Raw genomic sequence first — 15,653 nt, 5'->3', positions numbered from 1 at the left:
TAACCTGCGCTGCCTTCGGCGGGGATATGTCTGGCTACTCAGCCATCTGAGCCTGGACGGCGGTGATGGCCACGACACCCACGATGTCGTCGGCAGAGCAGCCGCGCGACAGGTCGTTGACCGGCTTGGCGATGCCCTGCAGGATGGGGCCGTAGGCGTCGGCGCCGGCGAAGCGCTGGACCAGCTTGTAGCCGATGTTGCCGGCCTCGAGGTCGGGGAACACGAGCACGTTGGCCTTGCCGGCAACGGAGGAGCCGGGAGCCTTGAGCTGGGCGACGGTGGGGACGATAGCGGCATCGAGCTGCAGGTCGCCGTCAATGGCGAGCTCGGGAGCCTTCTCCTTGCAGAACTTCACGGCCTCTTGGACCTTCTTGGCGACCTCGCCGCCAGCGGAGCCCATGGTGGAGTAGGAGAGCATGGCCACGTGCGGCTCAACATTGCCCATGAAGGTGGACCAGGAGTGAGCGGAGGCGATGGCGATCTCGGAGAGCTCGTCGGAGGACGGGTTGATGTTGAGGCCGCAGTCGGCGAAAATCAGCGTGCCGTCGGTGCCGAACTGCGGGGTGTCGGTGCACATCACGAAGAAGGCCGAGACCAGCTTGGTGCCCGGGGCGGTCTTGAGGATCTGCAGCGCGGGGCGCAGGGTGTCGGCGGTGGAGTGGCAGGCGCCGGAGACCAGGCCGTCGGCGTCGCCCATCTTGACCATCATGGTGCCAAAGTAGGTGGCGTCCATCACCTGGGCGCGAGCCTGCTCGATGGTAACGCCCTTCTTGGCGCGGAGCTCGGCAAACTTCTGTGCGTACTCCTCGTGCTTCTCGGCATTGCGCGGGTCGATGACGGTGGCGCCGGGAACGTTGATCTCGTTGGGATCGCCCAGGATGACGATGTTGGCCAGGCCTTCCTCGATGATCTTGTTGGCCGCGACGATGGTGCGCGGATCCTCGCCCTCGGGCAGGACGATGGTCTTAAGGTCGGCCTTGGCGGCAGACTTCATACGGTTTAGGAAATCGCTCATGTTACTCCTTACAAGCGTTTCGCTAAGCTCCAGGCGCCCGGCTGTTCACGAATAAACCCGCTGCTAGCGGGTCTACCTTTCAATTATGTTCGCCGCTGTGCTTGAGCTTTCCTTGTGTGGCAAGCTCATTATAGGACGCATTAGCGCTATAATCGCTCTGATAAATATGTCTCGAAGAATGTTCGAGAAAAGCCCAGCTAACGAGCCCGTGGCTTTTGACAAGGAGTATCGATGCAGATTACCTCAGGCCTGCCTGAAGGCTTTAACGCCGGCGCGTACGACATGATTGTCGTCGGTGCTGGATATGCCGGTGCCGTTTGCGCCCGCCGTCTTGCCGAGACTATCGGCTATCGTGTTGCCGTTTTGGAGCGCCGTAGCCACATTGCGGGCAATGCCTATGACTGCGCTGACGAGGCCGGAATCCTGATCCACGAGTACGGTCCGCATATCTATCACACCTTTAACGAGCGCGTGCACAATTTCCTGTCGCGCTTTACCAAGTGGACGGATTATCAGCACAAGGTGCTCGCCAACATCAACGGCACTCTTATGCCTGTGCCCTTCAACCATGCGAGTCTCAAGCTCGCCTTTGGTGACGAGCGCGGCGAGGAGCTGTATCAGAAGCTCGTGGAGACCTTTGGCAAGGATGTCAAAGTGCCCATTATGGAGCTGCGTAAGAAGAACGACCCCGACTTGGCCGAGGTCGCCGATTACGTATACGAGAACGTCTTTTTGCATTACACCATGAAGCAGTGGGGCCAGACGCCCGACCAGATCGACCCCTCGATCACCGGCCGCGTCCCCGTCTTTGTGGGCGATGACGATCGCTACTTCCCGCAGGCTCCTTTTCAGGGCATGCCGCAGGACGGCTATACCGCGCTGTTCGAGCATATGCTCGATCACGATCTGATCGACGTGTTCTGTGACGTAGACGCCCGTGACCTCTTTGAAATCGACGAGACCACCGTCAAGATCGACGGCAAGGTCTATGGTGGCGAGATCGTCTACACCGGTCCGCTCGACGAGCTGTTCAACCTCGACCTGGGCGCGCTGCCGTACCGCACGCTCGATATGAAGTTCGAGACGCTCGATATGGATCAGTTCCAGCCCGTGGGCACCGTCAACTACACCACGAGCGAGGACTATACGCGCATTACCGAGTTCAAGAACATGACTGGTCAGGTCCTGCCCGGCAAGACCACCATCATGAAGGAGTACTCCAAGGCCTATACGCCCGGCTCGGGCGAGACGCGGTACTACGCCATCCTGGAGCCCGAGAACCGTGAGCTCTACGAGCGCTATCTTGAGCGCGTCCAGAACCTGACGAACTTCCACCCAGTGGGTCGTCTGGCCGAGTATCGTTACTACGATATGGACGCCGTGACCAACTCCGCCCTCGATCTTTCGGATGAGATTATCGCCTGCCATGCATAAAGTCATAACATTCGGTATTCCCTCGTATAACGCCGCCAAGGATATGGACCATTGCATCACCTCCATCTTGGAGGGGAGCAATTACGCCACCGATATCGAGATTATCGTGGTGGACGACGGCTCCAAGGACGAGACGGCCGCCAAGGCCGACGAGTGGGAGGCCCGTTATCCTGGAATCATCCGCGCTGTGCACCAGGAGAATGGCGGCCACGGTATTGCCGTCCTTTCGGGTCTGCGCGAGGCACAGGGCACCTACTACAAGGTTGTCGACTCGGACGACTGGCTCGACGGTGCGGCGCTTTCGACCATGCTGTCGATTCTGCGCGGCTTTGAAGAGCGCGACCAGCGCGTTGACCTGTTTATCTCGAACTACGTGTACGAGAAGGTTTACGAGGGTACGCATACGGCCATTGGTTACAAGTTTGCCCTGCCTCGAAAAAAGATCTTTACCTGGTACCAGATCGGCCATTTCCGTTTGGACCAGAATCTGCTCATGCACAGTCTGTGCTATCGCACGGATGTGCTGCGCGAGTCCAACCTGCCCATGCCGCCGCACACGTTCTATGTGGACAACATCTACGCCTACGTGCCGCTGCCGCGTTGCAAGACCATGTACTACGCCGACATCGACCTCTATCGCTACTTTATCGGTCGCGAGGGCCAGAGCGTCAACGAGGCCACGATGGTCAAGCGCCTGGACCAGCAGTTCCGTGTGACGCGTATCATGATGGAGTCGTTCCACCTGTACAGCGATGTTGAGTCGTCGCGTCTGCGCTCGTACATGATGGGCTACTTCACCATGATGATGGCGATTTGCTCGGTGCTCACCAAACTTTCCGAGGAAGATTGCGCCGACGAGCGCCTAAAGACGCTGTGGAATGATTTGAAGGCCTATGACGAGCGTATGTATCGTCGTGCACGTTACGGTGTGGTCGGCTTCTTCACTAACCTCCGCGGTCGTGCCGGAGACAAAACCACACTCGGCCTATACCGTCTTGCCTCAAAGATCTTCAAATTCAACTAGCTGCTGAGTAATCGCTGCTGATAGGTTGACTGGGCCCCTTGGCCTTTAGTTTGATACTGCGAACAGTCCTGCTCGCACGGAAAGCACATTAAGTGCTTTCCGGCTCGTGCGGAACTTGTATCAAACTAAAGGCCAAGGGGCCTCTGCTATAAGAATCGATTGTCAGCTAGTTGAATTTGAAGATCTTCGACGCGCGGTACACAGGGGCCTGGGCTGAAAGGGATCTTGTTGAGTAGGTTGCCCGGTGGGGCTTGGTTATGTTTGTCGCGAGTTCCGCACGAGCCGAAGAGCACTTAATGTGCTCTTCGTGCGAGCCAGGACTGTAGAGCAGCAAACATAACCAAGCCCCACCGGGTAACCGGTCAGGTTAGGCTACTTTGCGGCGCCGGGGATGCCGTGGGAGGTTTTGGCGGTTTTGGCTCCATTTACGATGGCGGTTTCCAGGGCCCTTACGGCGAGCATGCCCAGCAGGTCTAGGGGAACGGCGGCGCTTGCCTGGGCGCCCAGTTTGCCGCTGGCGAGGGTGTAGATGGTGTCGCCGTCGTTGGTGGTGTGCGTGGGACGGATGGCGTGTGCGTAGGCGTCTGCGGCCATCTGAGAGACCTTGGTGGCTTGTGCCTTAGTGAGCTCCATGTTGGTGACGATGCAGCTGATGGTGGTGTTGGTGCGGTCGAGCGGCATCTGCATGGATCCGGCGGCGGCAAAGGCTGCGAGTTCCATGTCGACGATCTGGTCGCTATCGGCTGCGGCGCGCATACCGGCGACCCACTCGCCGGTGAAGGGGTCGACAACGTTGCCACAGGCGTTGACCGAGACCACGGCGCCCACCTTGATGGGGCCGAGCGCCACGGCGGCAGCGCCAAGGCCGGCCTTCATGCAGGTGGCAGGGCCCATGAGCTTACCCACGGTGGCACCGGTGCCGGCGCCCACATTGCCTTGCTCGAGCGTGGTGGGGGTGTTGTCGAGTGCCTCGCGCACGGCGGCGATGCCGGCCTCTATGTCGGGGCGTACGGTGGGGTCGCCAAAGGCAAGGTCGAAGATACAGCTGGAGCACACGATGGGCACCTGCGTGGGGCCGACGGGAAGGCCGATGCCGCGGCTCTCGAGTTCGCGAGCGACGCCGCTTGCAGCCTCGAGGCCAAAGGCCGATCCGCCCGAAAGGCAGACGGCGTGAACCTTGTCGACGGTGTTCTCGGGTCGCAGCAGGTCGGTTTCGCGCGATGCTGGAGCACCGCCGCGAACGTCAACGCCGCCGGTGGCACCCTCGGGCGCCACGATTACGGTGCAGCCGGTGCCAGCCTCCTCGTCCGTATAGTTGCCAAAGCAAAAGCCATCGACATTGCAAACATCGATGGCTTCGAGCAGTGTGTCCATGTTTTCTCCTATCGGTTTTCCGCCGGGCCTTATGCCCGGTCGGGATCCGTACGGTACGGCAAAATTGTAGGCGCTGGGGGATAACCAGCGCCAGATGCAATTACGAGAGTTTTTGAATCGCGCGTGCGACGCGAGCGATGGGCAAGCCCACCACGTTGTAGAAGTCACCCGAAATATCGTGCACAAGCATGCGGCCGCCTGTGCCTTGGATGCCGTAGGCCCCGGCCTTGTCCATGGGTTCGCCGGAGGCAACATAGCGCTCGATCTGCTCTTCGGTAAGCTCATAGAACGTCACGTCGGTCACATCGACAAACGACAGGCTCTCGGCGGCATGCGGAGCGGCCGTGTCGCCTGCCTTAACGATGCAGACGCCGGTTGCCACCTGGTGCGTGCGACCCGAGAGCTCGTGGAGCATGGTGCGGGCCTCGTCCTCGTTTGCCGGCTTACCCAAAAGCTTGCCATCGAAGGTGACGATGGTGTCGGCCGCGATGGTCAGCTCATTGGGCTCGGCGTGCTCGGCGGCAACGGCGGCAGCCTTAGCGCGAGCTAAGCGCTCGACAAGCGTAAGCGGGGCCTCATCATCAAAAGGAGTCTCGTCGATGTCAGCGGGAATGACGCGGATGTCGTAGCCCGCTTCGCGCATCAACTCGATGCGGCGCGGTGATTGCGAAGCCAAAATCATAGCTGAATGCCCTCGGCAACCTTCTCGACGGCCTTTTCGCCGGCGAGCGTACGCAGCAGCTCAAGCGCAAAGGGGAGCGACTGGGCCATGCCGCTGGCAGTGATGATGTTGCCGTCGTGCGTGACCTTGTCGCCGGTATAGGCGCCCTCGGGGAAGCTCTTCTCAAAGCCGGGGAAGCACGTGGCGTGGCGTCCCTCGAGCAGATCAAGCTCGCCCAGGATAAACGGGGCGGCGCAGATGGCGGCAACATGCTTGATCGCGGCGAACTCGCAGACTACGTCGCAGACGCGCTGGTCGGCGCGCAGGTTGGTGGCGCCGGGCAGACCGCCGGGCAGCACGACGCAGTCATACTCGTCAAAATCGATCTCATCAAAGAGTGCGTCGCAGGTTACGGGGATCTGCAGCGAGCTTACGACCTCACGCGTGGGCATGATCGAGACGAGCGTGGCGCGCACGCCGCCGCGACGCATGACATCGACCATGGTCAAGCATTCAATAGTTTCAAAGCCATCGGCGGCGAGAACGGCAACGCTGGGCATGAGGGTTCCTTTCATAGGCGGCATACAATTAGCCGTCTTATACCCCGAAGACCTCCGCTTGCCACGCTCGATTTCCCAATGTTTAAAATAGCCCCGTCCGAATTAGCTACCCCCACCCATCCTCAACAATCTCAATCTGTAACATCCATCGACCAAAACTAGCCCCAACTGTTACAGATCGAGACAGTCCCCAACAGCACCGCCCCGTTCGGGGAACGACCGCCACAGGTACGGCGGGCAGAGGCTCACTTTTTTCCTCGGTTTTTCTTGACGGAATCTCACCTGTTGTAGTACTATGCTCCAGTCTAAAAACGCGTGGACTTTTCTGGGCGCTAGCCACCTTTTTGCCACGCAACCGAGCAGTCGGTTGCGTGGCTTTTTTCGTCTTGGCAGCAGGTGCCACATGCACCGCCAGAAGACCGCACGAGCCCACCTTCCGACTGCAGGGAACAGACGCACGAGACGTGCGTCTGCAAGACAGCAGACGGAAGGGAGCCTAATGGCAGGAACAAACACAATCAAGCAGCAGGCCGCCGGGGCGGGAGCCACGGGCGCGGGACAGGCCAAGGCGGCGCTCCAGGTCTTTGCGGGCGGCGCCTGCTACGGCGCGATGGCCACGACCTACAAGCTCGCCTACGCCGCGGGCTTCACCTCGGCACAGGTGGTGGCGAGCCAAGCGTGGCTCGGCTGCCTCTTCTTCGCCCTCGCCACGCTCGCAGGGCACGCACTCGGGCGCCGCTGGCAGCGCGTGGGCTGGAAGCTCGCCCTTAAGCTCATGGGCCTGGGAGCCCTCACCTGCCTCACCTCAATCCTCTACTGCTACGCCATGAGTGTGCTGCCCGCCCCGGTGGCGCTCACGCTCCTCTTCCAGTTCACGTGGCTGGGGCTCGTGTGGCAGACCGTCATGACGCGCCGGCCGCCGAGGCCCCTCCAAGTGGCCTCCGCCCTGGTCATCGTCTTCGGGACGGTGTTCGCGAGCGGCGTTTACAAGACCGGCATCACCGGGTACGACCCCGTGGCCCTGCTCTGCGCGCTGGGGGCGGCCGTGTCCTGCTCCCTCTTTGTCACCCTCTCCGGCAAGGTCGAGGCCCCCTGCTCGTCCGAGCAGCGCGGCGTCATCGTGTGCGCGGGCTCCGTGGTCATGTCGCTCACGGTGTGCCCGGACTACGTCGTCTCGGGCGTCCTCGCCCAGGGCATCCTGCCCTTTGCCGTCATCGCCGGCTTCTTTGGCATGCTCTGCCCGGTCTTGCTCTTCGGCATGGGCTCTCCGCACCTGCCCGCGGGTCTCTCCACTGTCATGGCCGCCGCGGAACTCCCCGCCGGCCTGCTCATCGCCATGATCGTCCTCGGCGAGCCGCTCGGCGTCGTCGAGTGGCTGGGCGTTGCCATCATCCTCGCCGGCGTGTGCCTGGCACAGGTCCCCTCCCTGCTTGGAGGCCGGGAGGCACGTCGCGCCGCCGCAGGACAAGCCATCAGCTAGTCACCCCTTCACGGGCGGCCCGCGCGCATCAGGGAAAGGGCCACGGGCCCGGCGCGTGAGGTCGCAAGGACGTTATAAAGCGTCCCCGCAGAGGTGGGGGCGCCAGAGAGAAGGAGGCACCATGCCATTTCCAAAAGGGTTCCTTTGGGGAGGAGCCACCGCTGCTAACCAATGCGAGGGAGGTTATGACGAGGGCGGCCGCGGCCTTGCCAATGTCGACGTCATCCCACACGGGTCGGAGCGCAACGACGTAAGTCGCGGCCTGAGGCGCATGCTCGACTTTGAGCCCGGGTACTACTACCCGGCCCAGACGGGCATCGACTTCTACCACCACTACCGCGAGGACATAGCCCTCTTCGCGGAGATGGGCTTTAAGGTCTTTCGCCTCTCCATCGCCTGGAGCCGCATCTTCCCCAATGGCGACGAGGAGGAGCCCAACGAGGCCGGGCTCGCCTTCTACGAGGACGTGTTCCGCTGCTGCCGCGAGCACAGGATCGAGCCCCTCGTGACCATCACGCACTTCGACTGCCCCATCCACCTCGTCAAGAAGTACGGCGCCTGGCGAAACCGCGCCCTCATCGAGCTCTACAAGCGGCTCGTGACGGTGCTCTTCAACCGCTACCGCGGCCTCGTGCATTGGTGGATCACGTTCAACGAGATGAACATGATCTTGCACCGTCCCTTCATGGGTGCCGGCATCGTCCTCGAGCCCGGGGAGAATGCCCGCGAGGCCGAGTACCGCGCCGCGCACAACGAGCTCGTGGCGAGCGCCTGGGCCACCAAGATCGCCCACGAGGTCGACCCGGAGAACAAGGTTGGCTGCATGCTCGCCGCGGGAAGCTACTACCCCTACTCCTGTCGTCCCGAGGACGTCCGTGCAGCGCAGGTCAAGAACCAGGAGGACCTCTTCTTCGTGGACGTGCAGGCACGCGGGCACTACCCCGGCTACGCGCTCAAGATGCTCGAGCGCGAGGGCATCGACGTGGGCATGACCGCCGAGGACGAGCGCATCCTTGCGGAGAACACCGTCGACTTCATCTCGTTTAGCTACTACTCCTCGCGCTGTACCGCGGGCGACCCCGATTCCGTGGGCGGCGTCGCCGAGGGCAACGCCTTCGCCGGCGTAGAGAACCCCTACGTGCGCACGAGCGACTGGGGCTGGGTCATCGACCCGCTGGGGTTCCGCATCACGATCAACGACCTCTGGGACCGCTACCAGAAGCCGCTCTTTGTGGTGGAGAACGGCCTCGGCGCCTATGACGAGGTGCTTCCCGACGGCACGATCGAGGATGACTACCGCATCGCCTACCTGCGCGAGCACATCGAGGCCATGCGCGACGCTATCGAGCAGGACGGCGTCGAGATGCTCGGCTACACCACCTGGGGGCCGATCGACCTCGTGAGCGCGGGCTCCGGCGAGATGGAGAAGCGCTACGGCTTCATCTACGTGGACCGCGACAACCTGGGCGACGGCACGCTCGAGCGCAGGCGCAAGAAGAGCTTCTACTGGTATCAACAGGCCATCGCCACCAACGGAGGCGACCTGGGCTAACCACCCGGGCAATATCACTAAGGAGAAAAAAATGGCAGAAAAATACGACGACCTGGCCAGATCCATACTCGAGAACGTAGGCGGCGCCGAGAACGTCGCCAGCGTCGCGCACTGCATCACGCGCGTGCGCTTCAAACTCAAGGACGAGTCCCGCGCCAACACGGCCAAGATCGAGGCCCTCAAGGGCGTCATCCAGGTCATCCAGGCCAACGGCCAGTACCAGGTGGTCGTGGGCAACATCGTCGAGGACGTCTACGACGCGGTCCTGGAGGCCGGCAACTTCTCGGGCGGCGCAAGCGCCGACGACGAGCCCCAGGGCGATAAGACCGTTGCCTCCGTCATCATCGACCTCATCTCTGGCATCTTCCAGCCCATCCTGGGACCGCTTGCCGCCGCAGGCATCATGAAGGGACTGCTTGCCCTCATCACCTACTTCGTCCCGGCCTTTGCAAACGACGGCCTCTACACGCTGCTCTACACCGTGGCTGACGGCTTCTTCTACTTCCTTCCCGTCGCCCTGGCGTTCAGTGCCGCGCGCAAGTTCCGCATGAACGAGTTCACCGGCGTGGCAATCGGCGTGGCGCTCCTCTACCCGACGATGGTCGCCCTGACCTCGGGCGAGGCGCTCGGCAGCATCGACCTCGGTGTGGCCGGCACGTTCTCGTGGTACGCCACCGCCCTCGGGCTCCCCATCATCATGCCCGTGTCCGGCTACGTGAGCTCGGTGATCCCCGTCCTTCTCATGGTGTGGTTCGGCTCTATCCTTGAGCGCTGGCTCAAGAGCTGGATGCCGGCTGCGCTCAAGATGTTCCTTGTCCCGCTCGCCACGATGACGGTCTCCATCGTCTTGGGCTACCTCATCATCGGCCCGGTGGCCACCCTCATCACCAACCTGCTGAGCGCGGCGTTCTCGTTCATCTTCCAGCTCCCCGTGGTTGGTTCCGTCCTGGGCAGCGCCCTAGTCGGCGGACTGTGGATGTGCCTCGTCATCTTCGGCTTCCACTGGAGCCTCATCCCCATCTCCATCATGAACCTGAACACCCTCGGCCACGATAGCGTGCTCGCCGCCACCATCGGCCACGGGTTCGCACTCGGAGCGGTCATCTTTGCCATGTACCTCAGAAACAAGGACGAGCGCTTCCGCGGCATCGCCCTTCCCGCGATGATCTCCGCCTTCTTCTTCGGCGTCACCGAGCCGGGCATCTACGGCATCGCCCTCCCCAACAAGCGCGCGTTCGTCGTGGCATGCCTGAGCTCCGCCGTGGGCGGCGCTATCGTGGGAATGACTGGCGCTCTCATGTACATCTCGGGCGGCCTCGGCGTCTTCAACCTGCTCAACTTCATCGACGGGACCCCTGGTGGCGCCGGGATCTCCCACATGATCTTCGCGATCATTGCCTCGCTCATCTCCGCCGTCCTGGCCTTTGTTATCGAGTTCATCACCTACCGACCCAACGACGAGGAGGAAGGCGCCCACTAGCTTGCGCCCTCCTCAATCAGCTCTATGTAATTGAGGAGCAGTTGAGGTGGGTGAGGGCCGAGGGCGATCAAGGTGGCCGCCCTCGGCCCGGGACAACCTGCCAGAAGGCGTTTAGCTTTCTCGGGCGGCGCTGAAATGAACTGCGCCCTGAAACTTAGACGGGTCAATTAGCGGCCTATGCCGCACATGGGGACTGATTCCGGAACTCCTCCGGGGTCAGTCCCTTTTGCTTAACCTGCCTCCTCTTGTTCCAGTGAACGGTGTAGGCGTGGAGGTCCCGCTTGAACTCCTCGAAGCTCCACCACGTCCGGTTCCTGTAGAACTCGTCCTTCAGGCGCCCGGGCAGCAGCTCCGTCGCAAGAGCTCGCCCTCGCGCGCCGCCGGCCCCGGCCGGGTCCGGGCGCCCTTCGGCCTTCGGTGCGCCCGTATCCCCTGTCGCAAAACTCAGCTGCAAGAGTCCTCAGCGTGGCGTCGTGTCCGACTTTCCCGTCCATAAAGAAGCCCCTCATTTCTAATGTCCAAGAAATGAGGGGGCGGTTCAATTTCGGGACGGGGATTAAATAATCATTCAGAACAAATTTTTTTATCCCCGTCCCAGAAAAATCATCGGGCGTGGTCTTGGGCAAACGGTCTAGTTACGCTTGAGGTGGACGACGGTTTCGCAGTGGAAGGTTTGCGGGAATAGGTCGACCGGCGTGATCTTGACGGGGGAGAAGGTGCCCTCCTCGACAAAGCGCTTGAGGTCGCGTGCCAGGGTGGCAGGGTCACAGCTCACGTAGGCGACATCGCGTGCGCTCGTGCTGGCGATGAGGTCGATGGCCTCGGGCGCCAAGCCTGCGCGCGGCGGATCGACTACCAGGACATCGGCGTCCTGGTCGGGAAACTCGCGCACCGCGTCGCCGCCGATGACGTCGACGTTATCGAGCTTGTTGATCTCCAGGTTGCGACGCAGATCGCGCACGGCAGGGCCATAGGCTTCGACGGCGGCGACGTAATCGCAGCGGCGGGCGAGCGGCAGGGTAAAGGTGCCGGCACCGCAGTACAGGTCCACGGCAAGCTCGTCTTCCTGCGGATCGAGTGCGTCCAGAACGAGCTCGATTAAAATCTCGGCACCCTTGGTATTGACCTGGAAGAACGACGGAGCGGACAGGCGCATCTGGCCCTCTGCGATGTTCTCGGTCCACGAGCCCTCGCCGGCGAGCATCTCCACCTTAGAGACGCGACGGGCCTTCTTCTCGCCCTTGCTCATCACACGAACGATGCTCGTGGGATGAGCGGCGTCCGCCAGCACGCGGGAGACCTGCGAGCGCGGAAACGACCCCGTGGGCGTCCAGAGCGCGACCTCGAGCGCTTTGGTGCGACGCGAGGCGCGAATGCCCACGCGCTCCAAGCCCAGGTCGTGGCTGCCGCTCAGATAATTGAGCGCGCCGACAACCGATTTGAGTGCCTTGGGGAAGCGCTTATCGAACAGCGGGCACGAATCGACGGTCACGATCTTGCTGGGATCGACGCCGTGCATGCCAAGACGAACGCGGCCGTTAACGACGGTCGGTTCGAGCTCAATTTTATTGCGGTAGCCCCAATCGTCCTTGGTGTGGCGGATGGGCTGCACCAGCTCGTCGACTTGCTCAGGGGTGAACTTGCCGATGCGCTCGAGCGTGGAGCGCAGGTTTTGCTCCTTGGCGGCAAGCTGAGCGGTGCGCGAGAGATTGCCCCACGAGCAGCCACCGCAGATGCCCACGAAGGGGCAGGGAGGCTGAATGCGACCGGGGCTTGGTTCCAGAATCTCGGTGGCGCGGGCGCGCATAAACGATTTGCCGTCCTGCACGATTTCGGCCTCGACGGTGTCGCCCGCCACGGCGCCCTGCACAAATACGGCTTTGCCGTTATCGGCATGCGCCAGACCATCGGCGCCATACGTCATCGATTCTATGGTGAGCTTCATATTCCTGCCCGTCATTCGCGTTGTTGTCCGCACCATGGTAGCAGGGAAAAGCGCCCCGTACCTGAGGCATTCCTCAAATACGGGGCGCTTCTACAAACGTCTATTTCGTCTTGCCGGTAATGAGCGTCTTGAGTCCTAGGCCGATTAGGCCCAAGCCCATGCGCACGCGACCGGGGCGATGGCGCTCGATGGCTTTGGTCTTGCCGGCGGGTTTCTCGCGGCGGGCGCTTGCCTGGGGCGCGGGCTTGGCGGTCTGCGGCTGAGGCTGGGGCGCATGCTCGGGCTCGGGCTCGGGCTCCAGGTCGGGCTCGATGACGGTCGCCTGGACCTTCTGTACCTTAGGGGCTGCCGGCTGTGGCTCGGGCTTGGGACCCAGAACAGGTGCGGATTCCGGTTTTGCTTTGGCGACGGGCTCCGAAGCCACGGCTGCGGACTCGGCGTTGCGATAAGCGCGCTCCAACAGGAACTCCTGCGAGTTAAAGGGCTTCTCACCCTCTTTTCGCTCTACGGGAACCCAGGTGCCGTCGCTCGTCAGGCTACGTGCCTTCACGTTGTCGCGCAGCTGCACGCCCATGTACTCGTGCACCAGCGCGCGGCAGGTGGGGTCGAGCACGGGGAAGGCGATCTCCACGCGATGCTCGGTGTTGCGCGTCATCATGTCGGCAGAACTCAGGTAGATCATGTCCGAGTCCACGCCGAAGGCATAGACGCGCGCGTGCTCCAAGAAACGTCCGACGATAGAACGTACGTGCACGTTTTCGGTCTTGCCCGCAATGTTGGGCTTCAGGCACGAGATACCGCGGATGATCATGTCCACGCGGACTCCTGCGCACGATGCCTCGGCGATCTTGTCGATGACCTCGCGGTCGGTCAGCGAGTTGAGCTTAAAGAATACGCGCGCGGGCTCGCCGGCGAGAGCGCGTTGTATCTCGCGGTCCAGACCGCGCATGATGAGTGGCTTGAGGCCCACGGGCGCCACGCCCAAAAAGCGGTAGTCGCCGCGCAGGTTGCCCAGCGACAGGTTGCGGAAGAACAGGTTGGCGTCTTCGCCGATCCCGGGATGGGCGGTCATGAGCATAAAATCGCTGTAGAGCTTGGCCGTCTTCTCGTTAAAGTTACCGGTGCCCAAAAGCGTGAGTCGAGTGAGCGCCATGCCCTCGCGATAGGTGAGCTGACAGATCTTTGAGTGGCATTTAAAGCCCTCGGAGCCATAGATGACGGTGCAGCCCGCTTCTTCCAGACGCTCTGCCCACTCGATGTTGTTTTGCTCGTCAAAGCGCGCACGGAGCTCCATGAGCACCGTGACCTCTTTGCCGTTCTCGGCGGCGTCAATCAACGACTCGCACAGACGACTCTGCTTGGCCACGCGGTAGAGCGTGATGCGCAGCGAGATGCACTCGGGGTCGTATGCGGCCTCGTGTACCAGGTCCAGGAACGGATTCATGGCCTCGTAGGGGTAAAAGAGCAACTTGTCGTGCTGCAGCACCTGCTCGCGGATGGAACGGGACATGTCGATGGTGGGGTTGGGCTGCGGCTTAAACGGCGTAAAGAGGAGCTCGTTGCGTAGATGCTCGGGAATCTTGCCCTCAATGCCGAAGACGTAGCCCAGGTCGAGCGGGATATCGCAGGTAAAGACCGAGCGGCGAGAAAGCTCGAGCGCCTTGCGGATGGTCTTGAGCGTCGCCTTCTCGAGCAACCCCGAGACCGCGAGCACCACCGGCTGCAGGCGCAAGCGTTTCTTGAGGATGCGCTTCATGTGCTGACGGTAATCCTCTTCCTCCTCGACGCCCTCGCCGTCCGGGTCGATGTCGGCGTTGCGGGTGACGCGGATGAGCGCGCGGTCGAGCGGCTTATAGGAGCCAAAGCAGCTGTCCAGGCAGGCGAGGATGACGTCCTCGAGCAAGATGTAGGAGTAGGTGCCGGTGGGCGAGGGGATCTCGACCACGCGGTTCATCGAGGTGGGAATCTCGATAAGGCCCAGCAGACTCTCCTCGTCGGTGACGCCGTCCAGGCCGCAGGCCAGGTAGAGTGCGCCGTTGCGCAGGTTGGGGAAGGGGTGGCGCGGGTCAATCACCAGCGGTGAGATGACCGGCGACACGTAGGCCTGGAAGTAACGGGTTACAAAGGTGCGCTCCTCGGGCGTAAGCGAATCGATGCGGGCGCGGTGAACGCCCAGGGTGTCGAGCTTGCCCTCGATGCTCTTAAAGATGGACTCCCATCGGGTAAGGAGCCCGGGCATTTCGGCCATGACAGCATCGACCTGTTCGGAGGCGGTCATATTGCTCTTGTTGTCGACAGGCTGTTTTTTGAGCTCTGCCAGATCGGACAGGCCGCCCACGCGCACCATGAGAAACTCATCGAGGTTAGACTCGAAAATCGACACGAACTTTAGCCGCTCGAACAGCGGAACGGTCTCGTCGAAGGCTTCGTCAAGCACACGGTTGTCAAAGCGCAGCCAGCTGAGCTCTCGGTTCTGCGTGTACGAGAAGTCGCGCGGCGGTTTGCGCAGCTTTGCGGCGGCTTGCTTTTTTTCGATTTTGCTCGGCATATGCATCTGTCCGTTCAGTCCCCGCAGGGGACGGTTGCCTAACACTATTCACTATTGTCTCAATTTAGTCGACTTGTGGCACGGACGTATTGTGCGAACGGTATCTTAACCTACTTCTTACGCTGTCAAGCCATAGAGCTGACGCCCGTCGCGTTGCGAAAAACGGTCTAGATCCTCACTCAACTGCTGAGTATGTGTGAATAAGAATGATAGATAGCTGAATATCATCGAATACAGGCAGAAACACGAACAAGCGTCAATTATATACATAAAACCGTTGTAGATATGCAATTCTTAATCGAAAGATTGGAGTTGTAATTGCGAATGATTTTTGAGAAAAAAGAGCGTTTACCTTAGAAAAGCTACTTTAGAACGCCGAAGTGCATTATGGGGGAATCATATTCGATATACCGTTCATCGCACTTTGTTGACCGTTCGGGGGTGAGGTGGAATTGCGGGTGGAATTTGGATATAACTAGAGCTGTCAGCAAGCAGCGCCCGTTACGGAAGGGCGCTGATAGATTCGGCCGAGAGGCCCGAAAGAAAGGTAGGAGGCCATGACGAAAGGTCTGCACGTGCC

General features: G+C 61.3%; 12 protein-coding genes. 5 read left to right on the top strand and 7 right to left on the bottom strand.

Translation table 11 applies throughout. The annotated features are described in order from the left end of the window. Nucleotides 1-34 precede the first annotated feature (34 nt). Nucleotides 35-1,015 carry a phosphate acetyltransferase gene (gene pta, locus DW024_RS05585; RefSeq protein WP_089573084.1) on the bottom strand — a complete coding sequence of 327 codons (981 nt, stop codon included), beginning with the start codon at nucleotides 1,013-1,015 and terminating at the stop codon, nucleotides 35-37. Nucleotides 1,016-1,246: 231 nt separating this feature from the next. Between pta and glf the strand changes: the two genes are divergently transcribed. Then, on the top strand, nucleotides 1,247-2,449 hold the full coding sequence (glf, locus tag DW024_RS05580; protein WP_118377175.1) for a UDP-galactopyranose mutase: 1,203 nt from the start codon (nucleotides 1,247-1,249) through the stop codon (nucleotides 2,447-2,449). Then, nucleotides 2,442-3,473, top strand: coding sequence for a glycosyltransferase family 2 protein (locus DW024_RS05575; RefSeq protein ID WP_118377174.1), 1,032 nt, complete (start codon nucleotides 2,442-2,444; stop codon nucleotides 3,471-3,473). The genes glf and DW024_RS05575 overlap by 8 nt, the downstream gene beginning before the upstream one ends. Before the next feature lie 372 nt (nucleotides 3,474-3,845). Here the strand turns inward: DW024_RS05575 and DW024_RS05570 are convergent, their stop codons facing one another. The 3 genes from DW024_RS05570 to DW024_RS05560 all read right to left on the bottom strand — a co-directional run bounded on the left by DW024_RS05570 (nucleotide 3,846) and on the right by DW024_RS05560 (nucleotide 6,068). Then, the gene (locus tag DW024_RS05570) at nucleotides 3,846-4,847 is read right to left on the bottom strand and encodes a P1 family peptidase (protein WP_118377173.1); all 1,002 of its coding nucleotides are present in this window, start codon (nucleotides 4,845-4,847) and stop codon (nucleotides 3,846-3,848) included. A gap of 100 nt (nucleotides 4,848-4,947) precedes the next feature. Beyond that, the gene (locus tag DW024_RS05565; RefSeq protein WP_118377172.1) at nucleotides 4,948-5,529 is read right to left on the bottom strand and encodes a nucleoside triphosphate pyrophosphatase; all 582 of its coding nucleotides are present in this window, start codon (nucleotides 5,527-5,529) and stop codon (nucleotides 4,948-4,950) included. Further along, nucleotides 5,526-6,068 (bottom strand): DJ-1 family glyoxalase III, encoded by a 543-nt coding sequence (locus DW024_RS05560; protein ID WP_118377171.1) that lies wholly within the window; start codon nucleotides 6,066-6,068, stop codon nucleotides 5,526-5,528. Before DW024_RS05560 ends, DW024_RS05565 begins: the two co-directional genes overlap by 4 nt. Nucleotides 6,069-6,567: 499 nt before the next feature. On the opposite strand from DW024_RS05560, the gene DW024_RS05555 reads away from it, so the two are divergent. The 3 genes from DW024_RS05555 to DW024_RS05545 all read left to right on the top strand — a co-directional run bounded on the left by DW024_RS05555 (nucleotide 6,568) and on the right by DW024_RS05545 (nucleotide 10,580). After that, on the top strand, nucleotides 6,568-7,548 hold the full coding sequence (locus DW024_RS05555) for an EamA family transporter (protein ID WP_118377170.1): 981 nt from the start codon (nucleotides 6,568-6,570) through the stop codon (nucleotides 7,546-7,548). A 121-nt stretch (nucleotides 7,549-7,669) separates the two neighbouring features. Then, on the top strand, nucleotides 7,670-9,100 hold the full coding sequence (locus tag DW024_RS05550; RefSeq protein WP_118377169.1) for a 6-phospho-beta-glucosidase: 1,431 nt from the start codon (nucleotides 7,670-7,672) through the stop codon (nucleotides 9,098-9,100). A gap of 31 nt (nucleotides 9,101-9,131) precedes the next feature. Continuing rightward, nucleotides 9,132-10,580 (top strand): PTS transporter subunit EIIC, encoded by a 1,449-nt coding sequence (locus DW024_RS05545; RefSeq protein WP_118377168.1) that lies wholly within the window; start codon nucleotides 9,132-9,134, stop codon nucleotides 10,578-10,580. Nucleotides 10,581-10,755: 175 nt separating this feature from the next. Here DW024_RS05545 and DW024_RS10410 read toward each other — a convergent pair whose 3' ends face one another. The 3 genes from DW024_RS10410 to ppk1 form a co-directional block, all read right to left on the bottom strand. Beyond that, nucleotides 10,756-11,034, bottom strand: a complete 279-nt coding sequence (locus DW024_RS10410) for an IS3 family transposase (RefSeq protein ID WP_199576938.1) — start codon at nucleotides 11,032-11,034, stop codon at nucleotides 10,756-10,758. A 177-nt stretch (nucleotides 11,035-11,211) separates the two neighbouring features. Then, the gene (gene rlmD / locus DW024_RS05535) at nucleotides 11,212-12,540 is read right to left on the bottom strand and encodes a 23S rRNA (uracil(1939)-C(5))-methyltransferase RlmD (RefSeq protein ID WP_118377167.1); all 1,329 of its coding nucleotides are present in this window, start codon (nucleotides 12,538-12,540) and stop codon (nucleotides 11,212-11,214) included. 85 nt (nucleotides 12,541-12,625) lie between these two features. Then, nucleotides 12,626-15,073 (bottom strand): polyphosphate kinase 1, encoded by a 2,448-nt coding sequence (gene ppk1, locus DW024_RS05530; RefSeq protein ID WP_233541341.1) that lies wholly within the window; start codon nucleotides 15,071-15,073, stop codon nucleotides 12,626-12,628. Nucleotides 15,074-15,653: the final 580 nt, after the last annotated feature.

Source organism: Collinsella sp. AF37-9, from assembly GCF_003475115.1.
Lineage (GTDB): Bacteria > Actinomycetota > Coriobacteriia > Coriobacteriales > Coriobacteriaceae > Collinsella.
This window is presented reverse-complemented; position numbering and strand designations above follow the sequence as displayed.